The organism is Zhenpiania hominis, from assembly GCF_014333425.1.
In the GTDB taxonomy this organism is placed as follows: domain Bacteria; phylum Bacillota; class Clostridia; order Peptostreptococcales; family Anaerovoracaceae; genus Hominibacterium; species Hominibacterium hominis.
The window spans coordinates 97,509-113,051 of the sequence record NZ_JACRYT010000005.1 but is presented as its reverse complement, the minus strand read 5'-3'; the positions used below and the strand labels follow the sequence as shown (position 1 = coordinate 113,051).

The 15,543-nt window shown below is 36.0% G+C and carries 13 protein-coding genes; all 13 read right to left on the bottom strand.

What is annotated here, in order from left to right; all coding sequences use genetic code 11:
• Window positions 1-4 precede the first annotated feature (4 nt).
• Window positions 5-889, bottom strand: a complete 885-nt coding sequence (rfbA, locus tag H9L42_RS07040) for a glucose-1-phosphate thymidylyltransferase RfbA (RefSeq protein ID WP_187302683.1) — start codon at window positions 887-889, stop codon at window positions 5-7.
• An 18-nt stretch (window positions 890-907) separates the two neighbouring features.
• A complete protein-coding gene (locus H9L42_RS07035) occupies window positions 908-1,588 on the bottom strand; it encodes a polysaccharide biosynthesis tyrosine autokinase (RefSeq protein ID WP_187302682.1) in 681 nt (226 codons plus the stop codon).
• A gap of 18 nt (window positions 1,589-1,606) precedes the next feature.
• Window positions 1,607-2,332, bottom strand: coding sequence for a YveK family protein (locus H9L42_RS07030; protein WP_187302681.1), 726 nt, complete (start codon window positions 2,330-2,332; stop codon window positions 1,607-1,609).
• Window positions 2,333-2,343: 11 nt separating this feature from the next.
• A complete protein-coding gene (locus H9L42_RS07025; protein WP_187302680.1) occupies window positions 2,344-3,078 on the bottom strand; it encodes a CpsB/CapC family capsule biosynthesis tyrosine phosphatase in 735 nt (244 codons plus the stop codon).
• Between the two features lie 16 nt (window positions 3,079-3,094).
• Window positions 3,095-4,066, bottom strand: coding sequence for an LCP family glycopolymer transferase (locus H9L42_RS07020; protein ID WP_187302679.1), 972 nt, complete (start codon window positions 4,064-4,066; stop codon window positions 3,095-3,097).
• A 134-nt stretch (window positions 4,067-4,200) separates the two neighbouring features.
• Complete coding sequence (locus H9L42_RS07015) at window positions 4,201-5,409, bottom strand: nucleotide sugar dehydrogenase (RefSeq protein ID WP_187302678.1); 1,209 nt, start codon at window positions 5,407-5,409, stop codon at window positions 4,201-4,203.
• Window positions 5,410-5,412: 3 nt separating this feature from the next.
• Window positions 5,413-6,366: a UDP-glucuronic acid decarboxylase family protein gene (locus tag H9L42_RS07010; RefSeq protein ID WP_187302677.1), complete on the bottom strand. Its 954-nt coding sequence runs from the start codon at window positions 6,364-6,366 to the stop codon at window positions 5,413-5,415.
• A gap of 55 nt (window positions 6,367-6,421) precedes the next feature.
• Window positions 6,422-7,813 carry a lipopolysaccharide biosynthesis protein gene (locus tag H9L42_RS07005; protein WP_187302676.1) on the bottom strand — a complete coding sequence of 464 codons (1,392 nt, stop codon included), beginning with the start codon at window positions 7,811-7,813 and terminating at the stop codon, window positions 6,422-6,424.
• Between the two features lie 168 nt (window positions 7,814-7,981).
• Entirely contained in the window at window positions 7,982-9,139 is a 1,158-nt protein-coding gene (locus H9L42_RS07000; protein ID WP_187302675.1) for a Coenzyme F420 hydrogenase/dehydrogenase, beta subunit C-terminal domain, read from the bottom strand.
• A 42-nt stretch (window positions 9,140-9,181) separates the two neighbouring features.
• On the bottom strand, window positions 9,182-11,053 hold the full coding sequence (locus H9L42_RS06995) for a DUF2264 domain-containing protein (RefSeq protein WP_187302674.1): 1,872 nt from the start codon (window positions 11,051-11,053) through the stop codon (window positions 9,182-9,184).
• Between the two features lie 14 nt (window positions 11,054-11,067).
• On the bottom strand, window positions 11,068-12,123 hold the full coding sequence (locus H9L42_RS06990; protein WP_187302673.1) for a glycosyltransferase: 1,056 nt from the start codon (window positions 12,121-12,123) through the stop codon (window positions 11,068-11,070).
• Window positions 12,104-13,483 (bottom strand): hypothetical protein, encoded by a 1,380-nt coding sequence (locus H9L42_RS06985; protein WP_187302672.1) that lies wholly within the window; start codon window positions 13,481-13,483, stop codon window positions 12,104-12,106. Before H9L42_RS06985 ends, H9L42_RS06990 begins: the two co-directional genes overlap by 20 nt.
• 71 nt (window positions 13,484-13,554) lie before the next feature.
• On the bottom strand, window positions 13,555-15,513 hold the full coding sequence (locus H9L42_RS06980; protein WP_243235697.1) for an HAD family hydrolase: 1,959 nt from the start codon (window positions 15,511-15,513) through the stop codon (window positions 13,555-13,557).
• Window positions 15,514-15,543: the final 30 nt, after the last annotated feature.

Here is a 15,543-nt window from a genome sequence, read left to right as displayed (position 1 = left end):
AAAATTATATTAGTTTGATGCTATCCATCATATCCTTTAAATGTTTTCCATACTCTGTGTTGTGCATTTCCTCTATTTCATGAATAAATTTATCCCAAGTAATATAACCTTTATCTATAGCTACTTTTTCAGGATACGACACATAGACTCCTATCTGCTGCATCTCATATACCCTACATGCCGCTTCATGTAATGTAGTGACCGTCCCTGCATCAAGCCAAATGACCTCTTCATCAAGCGGTATTACGTTCAATTTCCCTCGATTCAAGTACTCAATATTCACATCCGTTATCTCAAGCTCACCTCTTGCTGACGGTTTAAGCTCTTTTGCTATATCGATCACATCATTTCCATAGAAGTATAATCCAGGTACTGCATACTGAGACTTTGGGTAGTCCGGCTTTTCTTCTATTGATATCACTCTTCCATTTTCATCAAATTCCACTACACCAAATGAATATGGATCTTCTACCTTTATCCCAAATATCGTTGCTTTACTTGCATTTTTTACGAATCGCATTGCTTTTTTTAAGATCCCTTCAAGATTCGGATGATAGAATATATTATCGCCAAGCATAAGACAGACTTGATCGTTCTTGATAAAGCGCTCGCCTACAATAAATGCATCTGCGATTCCTCTCGGTACGTCCTGTATCGCATATTCGATATTTATTCCAAACTTACTACCATCTCCTAGCAATTCTCTAAACGCAATCTGCTGTCCATCAGGTATAATAATCAATATATCTCTTATCCCAGCCAACATCAATGTTGAAATAGAATAATAGATCAGAGGTTTATCATACACAGGAAGCAACGGCTTGCAGATTGATTTCGTTATTGGATAGAGCCTCGTTCCCTTACCTGCTGCTAATATGATCCCTTTCATTTATGCATCTTCCCTCCGCTATTTGTATTCACCATAATACTGATAATAATATCCACTACTCCTTACAGGGACTTTATTAAGGACTACTCCCAATATGTTGCTACCTACAAGCTCAAGTTGCTTTTTTACGCTGATAGCTGCCCTGGAATTTGTCATATTGGCTTCCAGAACAAGGATTGCCCCATCACACTTAGGTGCTATGACTGCAGCATCGATGACGGCCCCAAGCGGTGGGGTATCTATAATCACATAGTCATATAACTTTCTAAGCGTTTGTAAGAGTACATCAAACGCAGGTTCATTGAATAAGGCGGTAGGATTCGGTGTATAAGGCCCTGATAAAATGATATCCATATTTTCTACATTTGTATGACAAAGGACATCGTCCAGAGTTGCCTGCATCGACAAATAGTGCGACAAACCGCCGATTCGCTTTCTTTGGTTAGTAATTTTATATCGATTGATCGTTACCGACTTTCTGAGATCGGCATCGACGAACACCGTCTTTTTTCCATTTGTTGCCATTGAGTATGCCAACTCAAACGATATGGTACTCTTTCCCTCGTTAGGTTGACAGCTTGTAAACAACAATGTCTGTAATCCCGATCCGGAAAACTGTATATTCGTTCTAAGTGAATTCAGCGCCTCTCTTCGTCCATATTCTGGTTCCTGCAAATTTCCAAATTCTATATCCAGCATGAATCCGTTCTCCTTTCCTTACCGTTCTCTTCTGAGTGTCCCTTTCTTTTCTTTCTTTCCCTTACTGCCCTTTTCAAGCGGTACATTGGCAAGCGTATTGAGGTTTAGATACCTTTCCACATCCTCCTGATTCTTGATATTGTCATTAAGCACATGCAGCACAATCACCACGAACGCTGACAATATCAAGCCAATCAGGAACCCCAGTATAGTATTCCTTGCCTTTTGCGGTTTGATCGGATCGTCTTCCACGATAGCTGTCTCAAATAACGCCGGCTCATCGGTCTCCATGATCCTCGAAATCTGCTCTCTCGACACTTCCGCAAACTCATTTGCCATATCCGCCGCTTCCTGCGCATCTGTAGATTCCACTGATATATTTAAAATGCGTGTGTCCGGAGGGTTCTCAATCGTTACCATTTCCACGATGTCTTCATATTTCATATCAAGATTCAAATTTTCCTTTACCTGTCCGACTACACGTCTGCCCGTAATCATCTCTTCATAGTCTGTTGTTAAACTGGAGCTGATCTGGATATCTGCAAAAGAAGTTAATGATGTAGACTGTGACAGTATGTACACTTTTGCCGTAGACTGATATATGGGAGAGGCCAGAAGAAAACTGTATACACCGGCTGCCACTGCTCCCAGAACTGCCACAAGAATGATAAGCAGAATCTTCTTTTTTAATATATAGAAAACCTCTTGCAGATCGAATTCTATCTCATTTCTCTCATGATTCATTTATGTTCCTCCTAGATATATTCATTCTTGAGCAGTTTAAAGATATTGGCATATACAATTTCCTTTACTGCTTCTTCTCCTGCCAGCTTCACCATTTCCCTTATTGCCGTTTTCATGATGGGTTTTCGTTCCCGCATATTATGACAATCACTTGCTATAAAATGAATCAAACCAGTCTCAAGCAATTCCCAACACCATAAACTGCGTTCCTCCCTCTTTTTTTGTATAAATCCTCTGGTATTCACCTGTATGTATGCACCCTGCTCGATTAGCTCTTTTACCCTGCTTATGTCATGAAAGAGACATCTATATCGCTCTGTGTGCGCGAGGATTGGCCGGTAGCCTTCCATCACAAACTCTCTGATACAACGTTTCAACTCCGGATATTCTGCCAGCACATCAAATTCGACCAACGCGTAGTTTGTACTTCCCAATGTAAATGCTTTTCTGGAGTTTACTTCCTCAATAATTCCGGGACTGTAATACAATTCATTCCCCAGAAAGAGACTCAAATCCGGATGGTTTTTTTTGATCTTCTCCCGCAATTCCATAGCTAATGCGACTGTACGATTTGTATTGTACTCAGGATTGCGTCTTCCATAATGTGGTGTTGCAATGATCGCCCGTACCCCTTCTTGATATGCGAGTTCGGCCATTTCAAGGCTTTCTTCCATACTTGAGGATCCATCATCTACTCCTGGGATGATGTGTGCATGAATATCTGTATATATCCATTTTTCTCCCATATGCACACTCCCTCCTTTATTGACTATATCCGCTGATGGATTCGATCTGACTACTTACGTTCTGTACAAACTCCGTTGGCACATATCCGCTCTGTCCGAATACTCTGGCATGAAGTTCCGATACATTGGAAGCTAACGTTACCGGTACACAGTAATAAATTTCATTATGCATCCAACCCTGCTTCTTAAACGGCCATCCCATGTTTTCATCGATATCCAATTCCTTAATCTGACTTAATATCTCTGTCATCGTATTCCTGCTCATGTTACTGTCTATCTCTCCTACCACATCATCCATGATACTCATAAGTTGTCCTGCTCCAAGAGTTTGCGCCTTTTTAAATGTTGCAATCAGCACTGCCTGCATCCTCTCATTTCTCTTAAAATCGCTTGAATCATACCGTATTCTCGAATATGCTACTGCCTGCCTTCCACTCAGAGTCTGCGTACCACTCTGAGTGATATATTGCTCCTCTGCACCCATTCCGTTTAAATGCTGATTTATAAATTGGATCTCATTATCCTGCACATCCATCTCAATACCACCCAGTGCATCTACCAGATCAGCGGTTGCCTTCCAATTGAACGTTATCGCTTCTCGGATATTCAGATCGAGATTCTGGTTTAGTGCCTTCATACTCTGACGCATACCCCCATAGGCATAGGCATGATTCGTCTTGTCAAGAGTTCCATCATCATTGATCTGAAGATATGTATCACGATATACAGAAAACAGCTTAACTGCATCCGTCTTTTTATTGATGCTTAAAATCATCATGGCATCGCTTCTATGTCCAGATGCGGAGTCCTTATCTTCTGCATCCAGTCCATAAATGACGATATTTCTGTAATCCTTAAGCGATTCATCTACCTCTGCGTCTATCCCAAGGCTCTCGTCACCATAGATCATCTGTTCCACCTCTGTCGTAGACTGAATATTCTGTTTTTGTACTTCCTCATGGTCGAGTGCTATTACTACTGCAAGCACTATAATGGCGGCTATGATGATTATCGCTATAATGAAAACCAATTTCTTTTTTTTACCCTTATTCGGTTGCATCTGCTCTTTTTCTGTTTTCATCTCCATATCCATCTCCTTTTCACCTTTTTAGGCTAAATATCTTAATCCGATAAAAATATATCTCTGGTATATACTTTATCTGCAACATCTTTAAGTTCTGCTGTTTTTCTGTTAGCTATGATAATATCACATACAGCTTTGAACGCATCAATATCACGAATAACCTTGCACCCCATGAAAAGGTTTTCCTTGAGTGCCGGTTCATATATGATGATCTCAATATCTCTCTTTTTCAATATCTCGATGATATCTAAAATCGCAGACTGTCTGAAATTATCTGATCCCGTTTTCATGGCTAACAGGTAGACCCCAGCTACGCTCCTATCTTCTTTTCTTTTCTTTAATGTCTTAATTATCTGCTCCGCTATGAAGCCTTTTCTTGTGATATTAGAATCTACCACTGCCCCTATGATATTTTGCGGAATTCCCTTATAGTTAGCTAAAAGCTGTTTGGTATCTTTAGGGAAACAATATCCTCCATATCCGAAGGAGGGATTGTTATAGCCTCCTCCTATTCTAAGATCATAGCATACCCCTCTGATAATCGACTCTGTGTCAAGTTTTTGTGCTTCCGCATATGTATCAAGTTCATTAAAGTATGATACTCTCATTGCAAGATACATGTTGGCAAACAGCTTCACCGCTTCTGCCTCGGTAGTTTCCATGATGAGAACAGGCACATCTTCTTTAAGAGCCCCCTCCTTTAAAAGTCCCGCAAATTCTTTCGCTTTCACCACAGATTCTCCGCTCTCCATGTTTGCTCCGACAATAATGCGCGACGGATGAAGGTTATCCTTAAGAGCCTGTCCTTCTCTTAGAAACTCAGGCGAAAACAGGATATGATCGGTATCGAACTTCTCCTGTATAGCCCTTGTGAATCCTATAGGAACTGTGCTCTTTATTACAATATAAGCAGATGGATTTAGCTTCCGTACCTGTTCTACTACACTCTCTACGGAATCGGTATTGAAGTAATCCTCTTCTGGATCGTAGTCTGTAGGTGTAGATACAATGACAAAATCTGCACCCATATATGCCATATCTCCGTCCGTTGTGGCAGTAAGGTTAAGATTACCGCTTTCTAAATAATCTTCTATCTCTTTATCCTTTAATGGACTCTCACCATTGTTTATCATATGTACTTTTTTAGGTAATAAATCTACCGCTATTACTTCATTATGCTGGGCAAGAAGTATCGCATTTGATAAGCCCACATATCCCGTTCCTACTACCACTATTCTTTTATCCATATCTTACTGCTTCTCCTTCTTTATCATTTCTGCAAAGTATGGTATCGTCTTCTTTAATCCATCTTCAAGTGCTACCTTCGGCACCCAATCAAGTTCTTTCTTCGCTAAATCGATTACTGGCTGTCTTTGTGTCGGATCATCTGCCGGAAGTGGCATATATTCAATCTCCGACTTGGAACGAGTAATGATTTTTACTTTTTCCGCAAGCTCCAGCATCGTGAACTCTCCTGGATTTCCTAAATTGACGGGGCCTGTGAATCCCTCTCTACTTTCCATCATCTTTATCATTCCATCTACTAGATCATCAACATAACAGAAACTTCTGGTTTGGCTTCCATCACCATAAACCGTAAGTTTTTCTCCCTTCAGTGCCTGTGTGATAAAATTTGACACCACTCTTCCATCATCCGATCTCATCCTTGGCCCATAAGTATTGAAAATGCGAATTACTTTGATATCTACTCCATATGCCCTGTGATAATCGAAGAACAAAGTCTCAGCAATCCGCTTACTCTCATCATAGCAAGCACGTATGCCGATCGGATTTACACTGCCTCTATAGTTTTCCGGCTGTGGATGTATCTGTGGATCTCCGTATACCTCGCTTGTTGATGCTTGAAGTATCCTCGCATTACACCTCTTGGCAAGACCTAAAAGATGAAGTGCACCGAACACTCCTGTCTTTATGGTCTTGATCGGGTCGGCCTGATAGTGAATCGGACTTGCAGGGCAAGCCAGATTATATATCTCATCACATTCTATGTACACCTCATTGATGATATCGCCCCGAATAAACTCAAAATCCGAGTTATCCAGTAAATGCCGGATATTCTCCTTCCTGCCAGTAAACAGGTTGTCCAAACAAATAATTTCATTACCCTCATTTAACAACCGTTCGCACAGATTGGAACCAATGAATCCTGCTCCGCCTGTAACAAGTATTCGTTTATGCTTCATGAACAATCTAATCTCCTCTCAACTTCTTGTTTATTAATTACAATGCCATTGAATACTATCTTCTAAAAAAGGCCTGTAAAAATTGATGATTCACTGCAATAAATGCAATTCCTGCTAGCAAGATATTAATCCATTCAAGTACTATATATTCTTGAAAAAAATAAAAGCTGACAATAAAATATCCATATATAATCCAGCAGCTTCGGGTTTTTGAGTCTGACCAAAATCTAACGAACCACTTCAGCCTATGTCGACGTAATACAGCAGTAATTATATTTGCCACAAGTGTGGAAATAGCTGCTGCATATAAACCAATAAAATGGATTAAAGCAATATTGATAATTAAGTTAATAATAGCGCCTATAACTGTAGTAACTCCATTTTCCGACGTTTTTTTCAGTGCAATCTGTACCCCTCCAAAAAACAACATCCATGATGAAAAAATAGTAGCCGTTAGTAAAATTGGTACATAGACCATTCCCGAATAATATTTTATGTCAAACATATAATTAAAAAAGATAAATGTCACACTCAAAATGCCTGAACACAATGTTAACAAGACAACCGTCATTTGGTTATACACCTGATTAGCATATTCCTGCCAGTTTTCCATCTCGATTTTTTCTGCCATGCTTTGCTGCCATGATACGCTGAACATCCCAAAGATCGAATTACATAAAGCTGGTAACTTATTAGCAATAGCATAAATCCCATTTGCTGCTGCGCCTAATGCAATCGATATCACCTGTCGATCTGAAACATTCAATATCCACCATGAAATATCGTTTGGCACCAATGGCAAAGAATAGTGAACCAATTGCTTCACTATTTTTCGTGAAATTGTTTTCAAAGTAATGTAATTCCATAGCCTAGCCGAAAAAATGATCAATAGATTTGCCACCATATACCCAATAGAATAAGCATATATTAATCCATCCATTCTAAACTGGAGTACTCGAATAAAAAGCACCGAACAGAATGCTATCATAAATGCTGATATGATATTACTTATCGTATATATATTGAGTCTTTTAATTGCTCTCAAAAATGCCTGCAGATAATAATTGAACAGTTGAGTTCCCAAAAGGAATAAAAACTGTAATACAAGCTTAGCAGAAAGCAATTTAACACCGGATAGTACGGCAAGCACCCCTATACAAATTATTAAATTGCATGTAACAAGGACAAACCCATTTGTTATATATCCCGACTGTTCTTTCTGTGTTTTACTTGAAACCGAAAAACGAAAAACAGCCTCTCCTGTCGATATAGACAAAATGGGAAGGAGTAATGTGATATATGTACACAATACATCAAACGTCCCATAAATCTCCGTAGATAACCATCGGCTTACAAATATCACTAAAATAAATTGTATTCCTTTCGATAAAGCGGTTCCAATAGAGAGCATCAATGTATTTTTTACTAAGTTACTTGTCTTGCTCATCGTGTTCATATTCTTCCATCTTAAATACTTCATTATCTCATATATCCATACATCTTTTTCTATATCAAAGTTGTCACATATATAAGAAATTCATCAATAACCATTTCACATGTATTACAATGTTGTCCGTAATTATATATTATCAGGTTTAAATTTTTAGCATTCGTTCTATTGTGTTCTAATTTTGCCCATTATAAAATGGAATGGTTGTAGTAATTTGCTATATCTATAGTATTCTTTGAAGAAATCATATAACGACAAACTGCTATAAATTGCTTTTTTGATGCTCCTTATCTGCATATATTTTGAACGAAAATTCTTTGCAGCTATTGTCATTGCAGGTGCCGGCTCATGTAATCTAGGATTATGTATAAATGCTTCTTTTAAAGAATGCTTTTCAAGCCATATATCTTTCTCAATAAATTTAAAAAAAGCCTCTCCTTTTGGGGATGTTATAATTATTAGTGAAGCTGTTTGCTGCCGTTTATAAAGACTTTTAAATGGCTCATTATTTGATTGTAATCCCCAAAAATCTCCTATTGTAATATCACCAATTCGTGATTCCTTAGAAAAAAGACAACTATAACAACAGGAGCGTAAAGTCAGTCGATAATCATATCCTATTAAATAAGGACTTCTAACTCTAGTTTGACTCTTTAACACTTCACCTGATAATGTTTTACATTGAAATAGATATTTTCGTCCTTCTCTAAATTTTACTGTTATATTGGTTTGATTTATCTCTCCTATTTCTTCTTGCAGAAATAAAGGAGATGGAACACCACCACAGGGAAAACTTATTGCAATAAATTTTTCCATATCAATACCCTGATTATCTAAATAAAGCTGTGCCCCTGCAATGGTACATGGTGTCCCTACAAAAAGTACGGACTTATGATTTACTAAATCACATTTTATAAGGGCTAAAGTATCATTCAATTCTGCTTGAACATATTTGCTACCCCTTATACCTTCAATTTCAGATAAAGAATCTATTCTGTTGTAAACACATTTTCCTCTTTTAAATCCAACACCATAAGCAACCCCACCTTTCTCAATTACTTTTGTTGACATAAGTGATGCGATCCCTCCCGAAGTACTCTCACTATGTCTTTTTTTTGCAATTGCTGCAAAACATACCTCACCACATGATTTTTTATCTATAACTATTTCTGCTGGACAAACCTTTTCGCAAAGACCGCACCTAATACAGTTTCCTATAAGTTCAGGATATAGGAAGCCAAAGGCATCTGGTTTCATCTGTAAGCATTGTACGGGGCAAATATTTACACAGGCAGTACATCCAAAACATTTTTCAATTTTCATATCTATCTTTTTCATCTCCATTTGTAAATTTAACCCTAAACTCTACAAAGATTGATATAGTCTTACAATCCGTCGCATTATAAGAAAACACCTATCCATATAGGTTCTTTTTTTAATTTTGTCAGAAAATTGCATCGAAATCATTTCCCCATTAACTGAAATAGTTGCTGTTCTCCCCCTTATTGTCAGAAAAGGCTCCACAATATTTTCTTCTTCAGGTAATACACTCCCATATACAGCTGTTGCTATAACGGTACTACCTTTAGGAATATGCCATTGAATAAATGGAACTTTTACACGCGGATACAATATATTTGTCCCTGGACAAAAATCGGAAATCCCACTTATCCCATTTCCTGTAAGACATCTCACACCACTTTTGGCTTTCGTTGTTAAAAAGGAAAGAGAATTTTCATCTTTAATTATTTTTCCTTCTGTGCTATCAATCGCAAATCCCGCATCTCTCAAAAAAATCTTATAGTCGGATTTTATTTTATGTATACGAATATGCCAGGGCTCTCCAGGTATAATATAACTTTTAATCCGAACTCCTTTTAAAGGGTGCCATATTGAAATAAGTATCCCTTTTTCAATTGTAGGTTCAATTATCTCATTCCTTGGGAAAAAGGTCATTCCATCTTCTGATACAGACAACACAGAGTCACATCCACTTTGTTCGAAATTAAAAAGCCCTTTCCTTACACAAAATCCAAAATAACTACTATAAGCAAACTTCATATACTTACCTTCATAATGCTCTAGTGTCTCATTTTTTATTTGGCGATTTGGAAATAAAATAGTGTGTTTACGACGTTTATCTGTTGCGATAGCCATTCCTATTTTGTCTGTATATATCTGTTGCTTCATATCAGGAAGTGGTAGAGATTCGACTTTCCAAAATTCATCATCTTCCTTTATCGCCAAAATCAAAAAGGATTTAAAAGCCCAGTAGGGGGATCCCCAAGCATTATACTTTTCTGACATTAAGGCATTCTGATAAGCATATCCCACTGTCAAAATCCCAGCATTATCACAAATTGGTCTTTCATGCCACCATTTGAAATGTCGCATACAGATTCCCTTTATAATTCCTTTTTCATATGGCCATATGTCAGAAAAAGCCAATGCAGCCCAAAAAGCTCCTTGTGCAAACCGATATGTCAATGAACGGCCATATGGTACACAGCTTCCTGTACTGGACTGCCATAAAATGAAATTTTTTGCAAATAAACAAGCTCGTTCTTTATATCGTTCTGCTACAGCAGTTCCTTTTTCAATAGAAATATAAATCAGCGAATAATAATGAAATGCAAATGCAACATAATAATCTACCGCTAATGATGGACCATCAATGTACCATCCATTTCCAATATACAACATCTCTATTTTGTCCAACGTTTCTTCGATTTTACTTTGTGAGTACTTGCCTCCTAATTTCAAAAATACTGTATTTACAAGCAGGCGAAAAAAAAGCCAGTTAGACGGATAGATTCTTCCATTATTTACTTGAAGAAACCAGCGATTAACCATATTCTTTTCCTTATCTGAATATGTGTCCCATGTTTGCTCACGATTATAGTACAGCATCAATACTAAAGGAACCATTTCCACTTCACGTTGATCAGCATTATCAAAATCTCCCCAGTAGCTCTTTTCTTCTGGATTTGTTCCTTTTAATAATGTTCGATTATAATACTCAAGAAACTCAGAACATATATCCATTTCCCCACCCAAAACAGCCGGCCAAACGCCATACATAACCCGTGCAAAACATTCAATTCGTGATATCATATCACTATAACTTGCACAATGACGGTTTGGAAATTCGATTCCCCCACATTCTTTCGTAAGAAATGGTTTTAACGAGTCCAAATATTCTTTTAGCAAATGTTTAACCCATTTTCTCTCATTCATCTTTGATTTCCTTACTACATATCAACATTCTTCAAAAACTTCTGCACCATATTTCGCAAATGATATATCTGGTAAACAACCGCATACCTATGATTTAATAACAATCCTAAAATGATTTTTTGTTTGCGACTAAATAAACTTTTTTCGCAAGTTTCTAAAGCATTTCTGTTTACCGATAAGTCAAAAATTTGTTTGATCCCTTTCCTTTTTTCTTTATATGCTAAAGGACATTTAGGGTGTCCATAGTGCAATGCAATATTTTCCAACAGTAACTGTACTCTCTTAAAATCATACAGTTTTTGTATTTCAGGGTCCTTATTGCTTTCTACTAAATCCCTTAAACCTAAAAGTATTTGCTGGATAACCTCATCATACTGAGAGTCATATCGTCGACATACAGAGTTATCTGTTATCCGATAGTAATAAATAGGACGATTACAAAAGTTTACCCTCTGAGTTTTAGAAAATATATTAATATTAAAAAGCATATCCTGCATACGCCTGACTCCTACTGGAAACTCAATATGATTCCTTACTAAAAATTCTCGTCGATATAACTTCGCCCAAGGCACCCCTACATTGCTATATTTACCAGCTCCATAGGAAGTGCATCCCAAGGCATTTCCTATCAAATAAAGAGGGCTCCTTTTTTGTGATTCCGCTATATCAATAGTAAAAAAGGAAAATTTATCTATTTTGCCGTTTTTAGCCGCATATGCGTCCCCAATAATTACATCCTTGTCTTCTGCACATCTTAATAGAGACGAAAGCATATCTAATGTAGCCCAGTCGTCACCATCTACAAAAGATATCCACTCTCCAGATGAGTGACAAATTCCGGTGTTTCTAGCGGCAGACACTCCTTGATTTTCTTGTTCAATATAGATAATTCTTCTATCTTTTTTGCTATATTTTCGACAGATAGCTGCTGAATTATCATTGCTGCCATCATTGATTAATAATATCTCTATATTTTTATAATCTTGGTTGAGCAGGCTTTGAATGCACTGTTCCAAATATCTTTCCATATTATAAATTGGCACAATAACACTAATCAGGTTTTGCCTCATAAATAATTTCTCCAATCTTATAGTCTCTTTCATAGTCTTCTAAAGTCCTTAATTTAGAAAACTCTCCGAGTGCAATGATAATAAACAGTATTAATAATGTCATAGCATTAAACTGATATGTAACTCCTGCAATTACAAAAATCACTATTGCCTTCTTGAGCATCTTATCGGAAGTATGAAAAAAAATTGTAAAAAACATATAATAATAAAGAAAAAAACCGATTAATCCACTGCCAATTAATAAATCCGCCACATCACATTCAATGCTTAATGAATGAGTATAATTATGTTCATATGCCAAATTATTTTCTTTTGCAAATTCAATATAAGTTGGGATAGATACTCTTGGACCAACACCAACGAAACATTGCAGAGGATTTAACATAGTAATAAACATTGGAATTAAGTAAAGTAAATAATTCAAATGTATTGACGTACTATCATAAGTGCCACCTGTCGCAAAAGACCATATATTTTTTACACGTTCATAAGAATAGTCAACATAATATTGTATTTCCGGTATCTTCATATAAAGTATCACCATTACGCCGCAAGCAAGCAGAAATCCGTTTATACCCATAAACAATTTTTTTAAATGCAACTGATTTTTGTTTTCGCGCATAATCATTTCTAAAATTATAGCCACAACCATTGCAAGCATTCCTGTTCGACTCATAGACAAAATAGTCACCCCTATACACATTGCCTTTGGTATCCACGATTTAGACATCAAAAAACCCAAAACAAGTAGAATAGATAAATACGCTGTATCACAAGTAAGCCCTGTTATACGCATAGCTAAAATCCCATTTTCATATGTGTATACTGAACCATACTCTATTCCTAAAATTCCATGCCAAACTTCCTCAAAGAAAAAAGTATTTACATCCAACTGTAATGTAGTAAAGCATATAAACTGAAGTCCCGCCCAACCACAATGGATATATGCGACATATTTTAGAGCTTTAAAAAAAATGTTCTTGAAAGTTTTACAGTACACCGAATTCCAAACAAGTAAAGCTAATGGTATATATACAATAATCATTTGTATTGCATTTTTTTCTGCAATAGGTAAATATAGAGGATATTTATCTATTGCAGAACTGTTAAATAGGGCGATAAGATCTGATATTCCACACAAAATACAATACATAACAAACATTAAGTGTGGGAATCGGAGATACATTTTGGGGTTTATATTGACGTTTTGTATGCGTTCAATGCAAAGTACTATAAAAAGAGGAATAAGGGCTATTTTATTCATAGAAATACCTAAAATAGTTCCCCCAACCATACTTGAAAATAGCACTGCAAAACCGATAGTCCATCTATATAAACTTGGATATTCAAGTCGTATCATTATTTATATCTCACTCTCCTATATTTTATTTCAAAGCTCTATACAAATGAGATAGATTTACTAAGGTACCATTAAGTTTTATCAAAAAACTTTCGCAAGAAATACAAGATATGAAAATATGGCAATGGTATTTTGAAAATCCGTTTTAAAAACAATGCTCTATTATCACATCTAATAAGGTCTTTATAAAGTTGCCTAGGATGCCTTAAATAATAGATACTCCCATGCTCTCCCAAAAATATCTTTGGCGTATCCCCATTAAAACAATTGTACCCATTAAAATATCTCAATAACTCTTTAGTAGGTGCTTTTACAAACGCCAAATAATTTCCAAAAGCAATTTTTGAATCTATATTGACCAACAGTTTTGCTGTTGATTGATTCAGATCAGATACAAAGTCTAATGCAGCATTCTGAATTAAATCAATATTTTCATTCATTAAACTATTATTTTCTTTTTTTCCAATAACTGGTCGTACAATTCCATCATTATCTCGTATATATTGTTTTGTAGTTCCCTCTGTAGAAAGGAAGAACATTTCAAAAAATGCAATCGTTCCTAGTATTACTTCTCGTATATAATTCCTGTCTTTAAATGAATCTTCTTTATAGAGGAAACCAAACATCCTGTTTTTATTTTCCTGAATAAATTCATTCTTGATAAGATAATGTATTCCAAAATAATATCCTTCCCAATCTATCTTTTCTCTTCCAACTTTAAACCCAGCTTGCTGTAATAATGTCTGAGTGGTTCCACGCCAACCCACATCAATAACCGCACACTTTGCAGAAACACCTAATTGGTTAAGATACTCTTGGAACAATTGATATTGTTCTTTTGCGTTATTCTTAACCACTGGCCATATAGTATCTAATACTTGCTTTTCTATCTCATCACTAATTATGATTTCATCTTTCTCTATACCATTTTTTTCAAATAGTTCCTGCATCTTACTTTCAGAAATATTATGGCTAATTGCTAATTCTCCTGTGGTATGCCGTCTTGAAATAATTGGGAATTTATTCTTGATTATCTCATTAGTGTTTTCTACACAAGAAAGATATGCACCATATACGGACTTACGCGAAATATATAAATACAACGTCGATCTTTTCGAAATAATCTGGAATGCTCTTCGAATCACTGCACCATCACGTGCAAGAAATAAGATTGTCCTATTTTCTGGTATTTTTTGAGCAAGCCAACACGAAAATCCATAAAGCAATGGTCCAAATACCGCATATCCAATTTTCTCATAAGGAGATTGGTATTCACTTATATGCGTATTAATAAAATGATTCATACGCATATAGTGTTTATTCTTATTATTCATGTTCTTATCATAATACTTATTGTTCTTTGGAGCTCTTTCAATCAAAATCGCATTAATGCCTAAACGCTTTGGCATTAAATAATCAGAGCGAACTGAGTCTCCTATATGTATCCAGTTCTTGGTATTTATTTTTTCTGTATCACGAATATATGAAAAAAGCTCTCCATTATATTTAGTTTTCCCTATTTCAGATGACACATATAATTTCCCTTTGTTATATCCTGCTTTTTTGAGCATTTTCTCAATGATTTCATAATGTAAGTACATATCGGAAATAAAATAAATATCTTTTCCTTGCTCTATACAGGCATCATATATGAGTTGAAAAATCAAGTTCGGAAATGATAACTGGAGTTCGATTTCACATTCCATATCTATAAGAACTGCTTTTAATGCATTATCAACAGGAATATAATCATATATTTCCTCAATAGTGATTGCGCTATTAATAACTTCTTTTTTAGCTTGTTCCTCTGCAGCTTCTCGTAATACTGAAAAACCTTTTATTGGTTGAATTCCATTATCTTGAAAATGCAATTCCATTATTCTGAAAACATCTCTTGGTGAAGCCACTTCTCTTTTTAAAAGTGTGTCAAACACATCAAAAGAAACTACTGATTTATCATTAATCATCAGAAGAATTTCTTTATATTCTTTTTTCAAAACTTTATATATACATTTTTTTAAAAATGGCATATTCAAATAACTCTACCTCTAATTTCTTTT

Coding starts and splice junctions, on each gene's coding strand:
- rfbA (WP_187302683.1), bottom strand. CDS start 889: ATGAAAGGGATCATATTAGCAGCAGGTAAGGGAACGAGGCTCTATCCA.
- H9L42_RS07035 (WP_187302682.1), bottom strand. CDS start 1,588: ATGCTGGATATAGAATTTGGAAATTTGCAGGAACCAGAATATGGACGA.
- H9L42_RS07030 (WP_187302681.1), bottom strand. CDS start 2,332: ATGAATCATGAGAGAAATGAGATAGAATTCGATCTGCAAGAGGTTTTC.
- H9L42_RS07025 (WP_187302680.1), bottom strand. CDS start 3,078: ATGGGAGAAAAATGGATATATACAGATATTCATGCACACATCATCCCA.
- H9L42_RS07015 (WP_187302678.1), bottom strand. CDS start 5,409: ATGGATAAAAGAATAGTGGTAGTAGGAACGGGATATGTGGGCTTATCA.
- H9L42_RS07010 (WP_187302677.1), bottom strand. CDS start 6,366: ATGAAGCATAAACGAATACTTGTTACAGGCGGAGCAGGATTCATTGGT.
- H9L42_RS07005 (WP_187302676.1), bottom strand. CDS start 7,813: ATGAGCAAGACAAGTAACTTAGTAAAAAATACATTGATGCTCTCTATT.
- H9L42_RS07000 (WP_187302675.1), bottom strand. CDS start 9,139: ATGAAAATTGAAAAATGTTTTGGATGTACTGCCTGTGTAAATATTTGC.
- H9L42_RS06995 (WP_187302674.1), bottom strand. CDS start 11,053: ATGAATGAGAGAAAATGGGTTAAACATTTGCTAAAAGAATATTTGGAC.
- H9L42_RS06990 (WP_187302673.1), bottom strand. CDS start 12,123: ATGAGGCAAAACCTGATTAGTGTTATTGTGCCAATTTATAATATGGAA.
- H9L42_RS06985 (WP_187302672.1), bottom strand. CDS start 13,483: ATGATACGACTTGAATATCCAAGTTTATATAGATGGACTATCGGTTTT.
- H9L42_RS06980 (WP_243235697.1), bottom strand. CDS start 15,513: ATGCCATTTTTAAAAAAATGTATATATAAAGTTTTGAAAAAAGAATAT.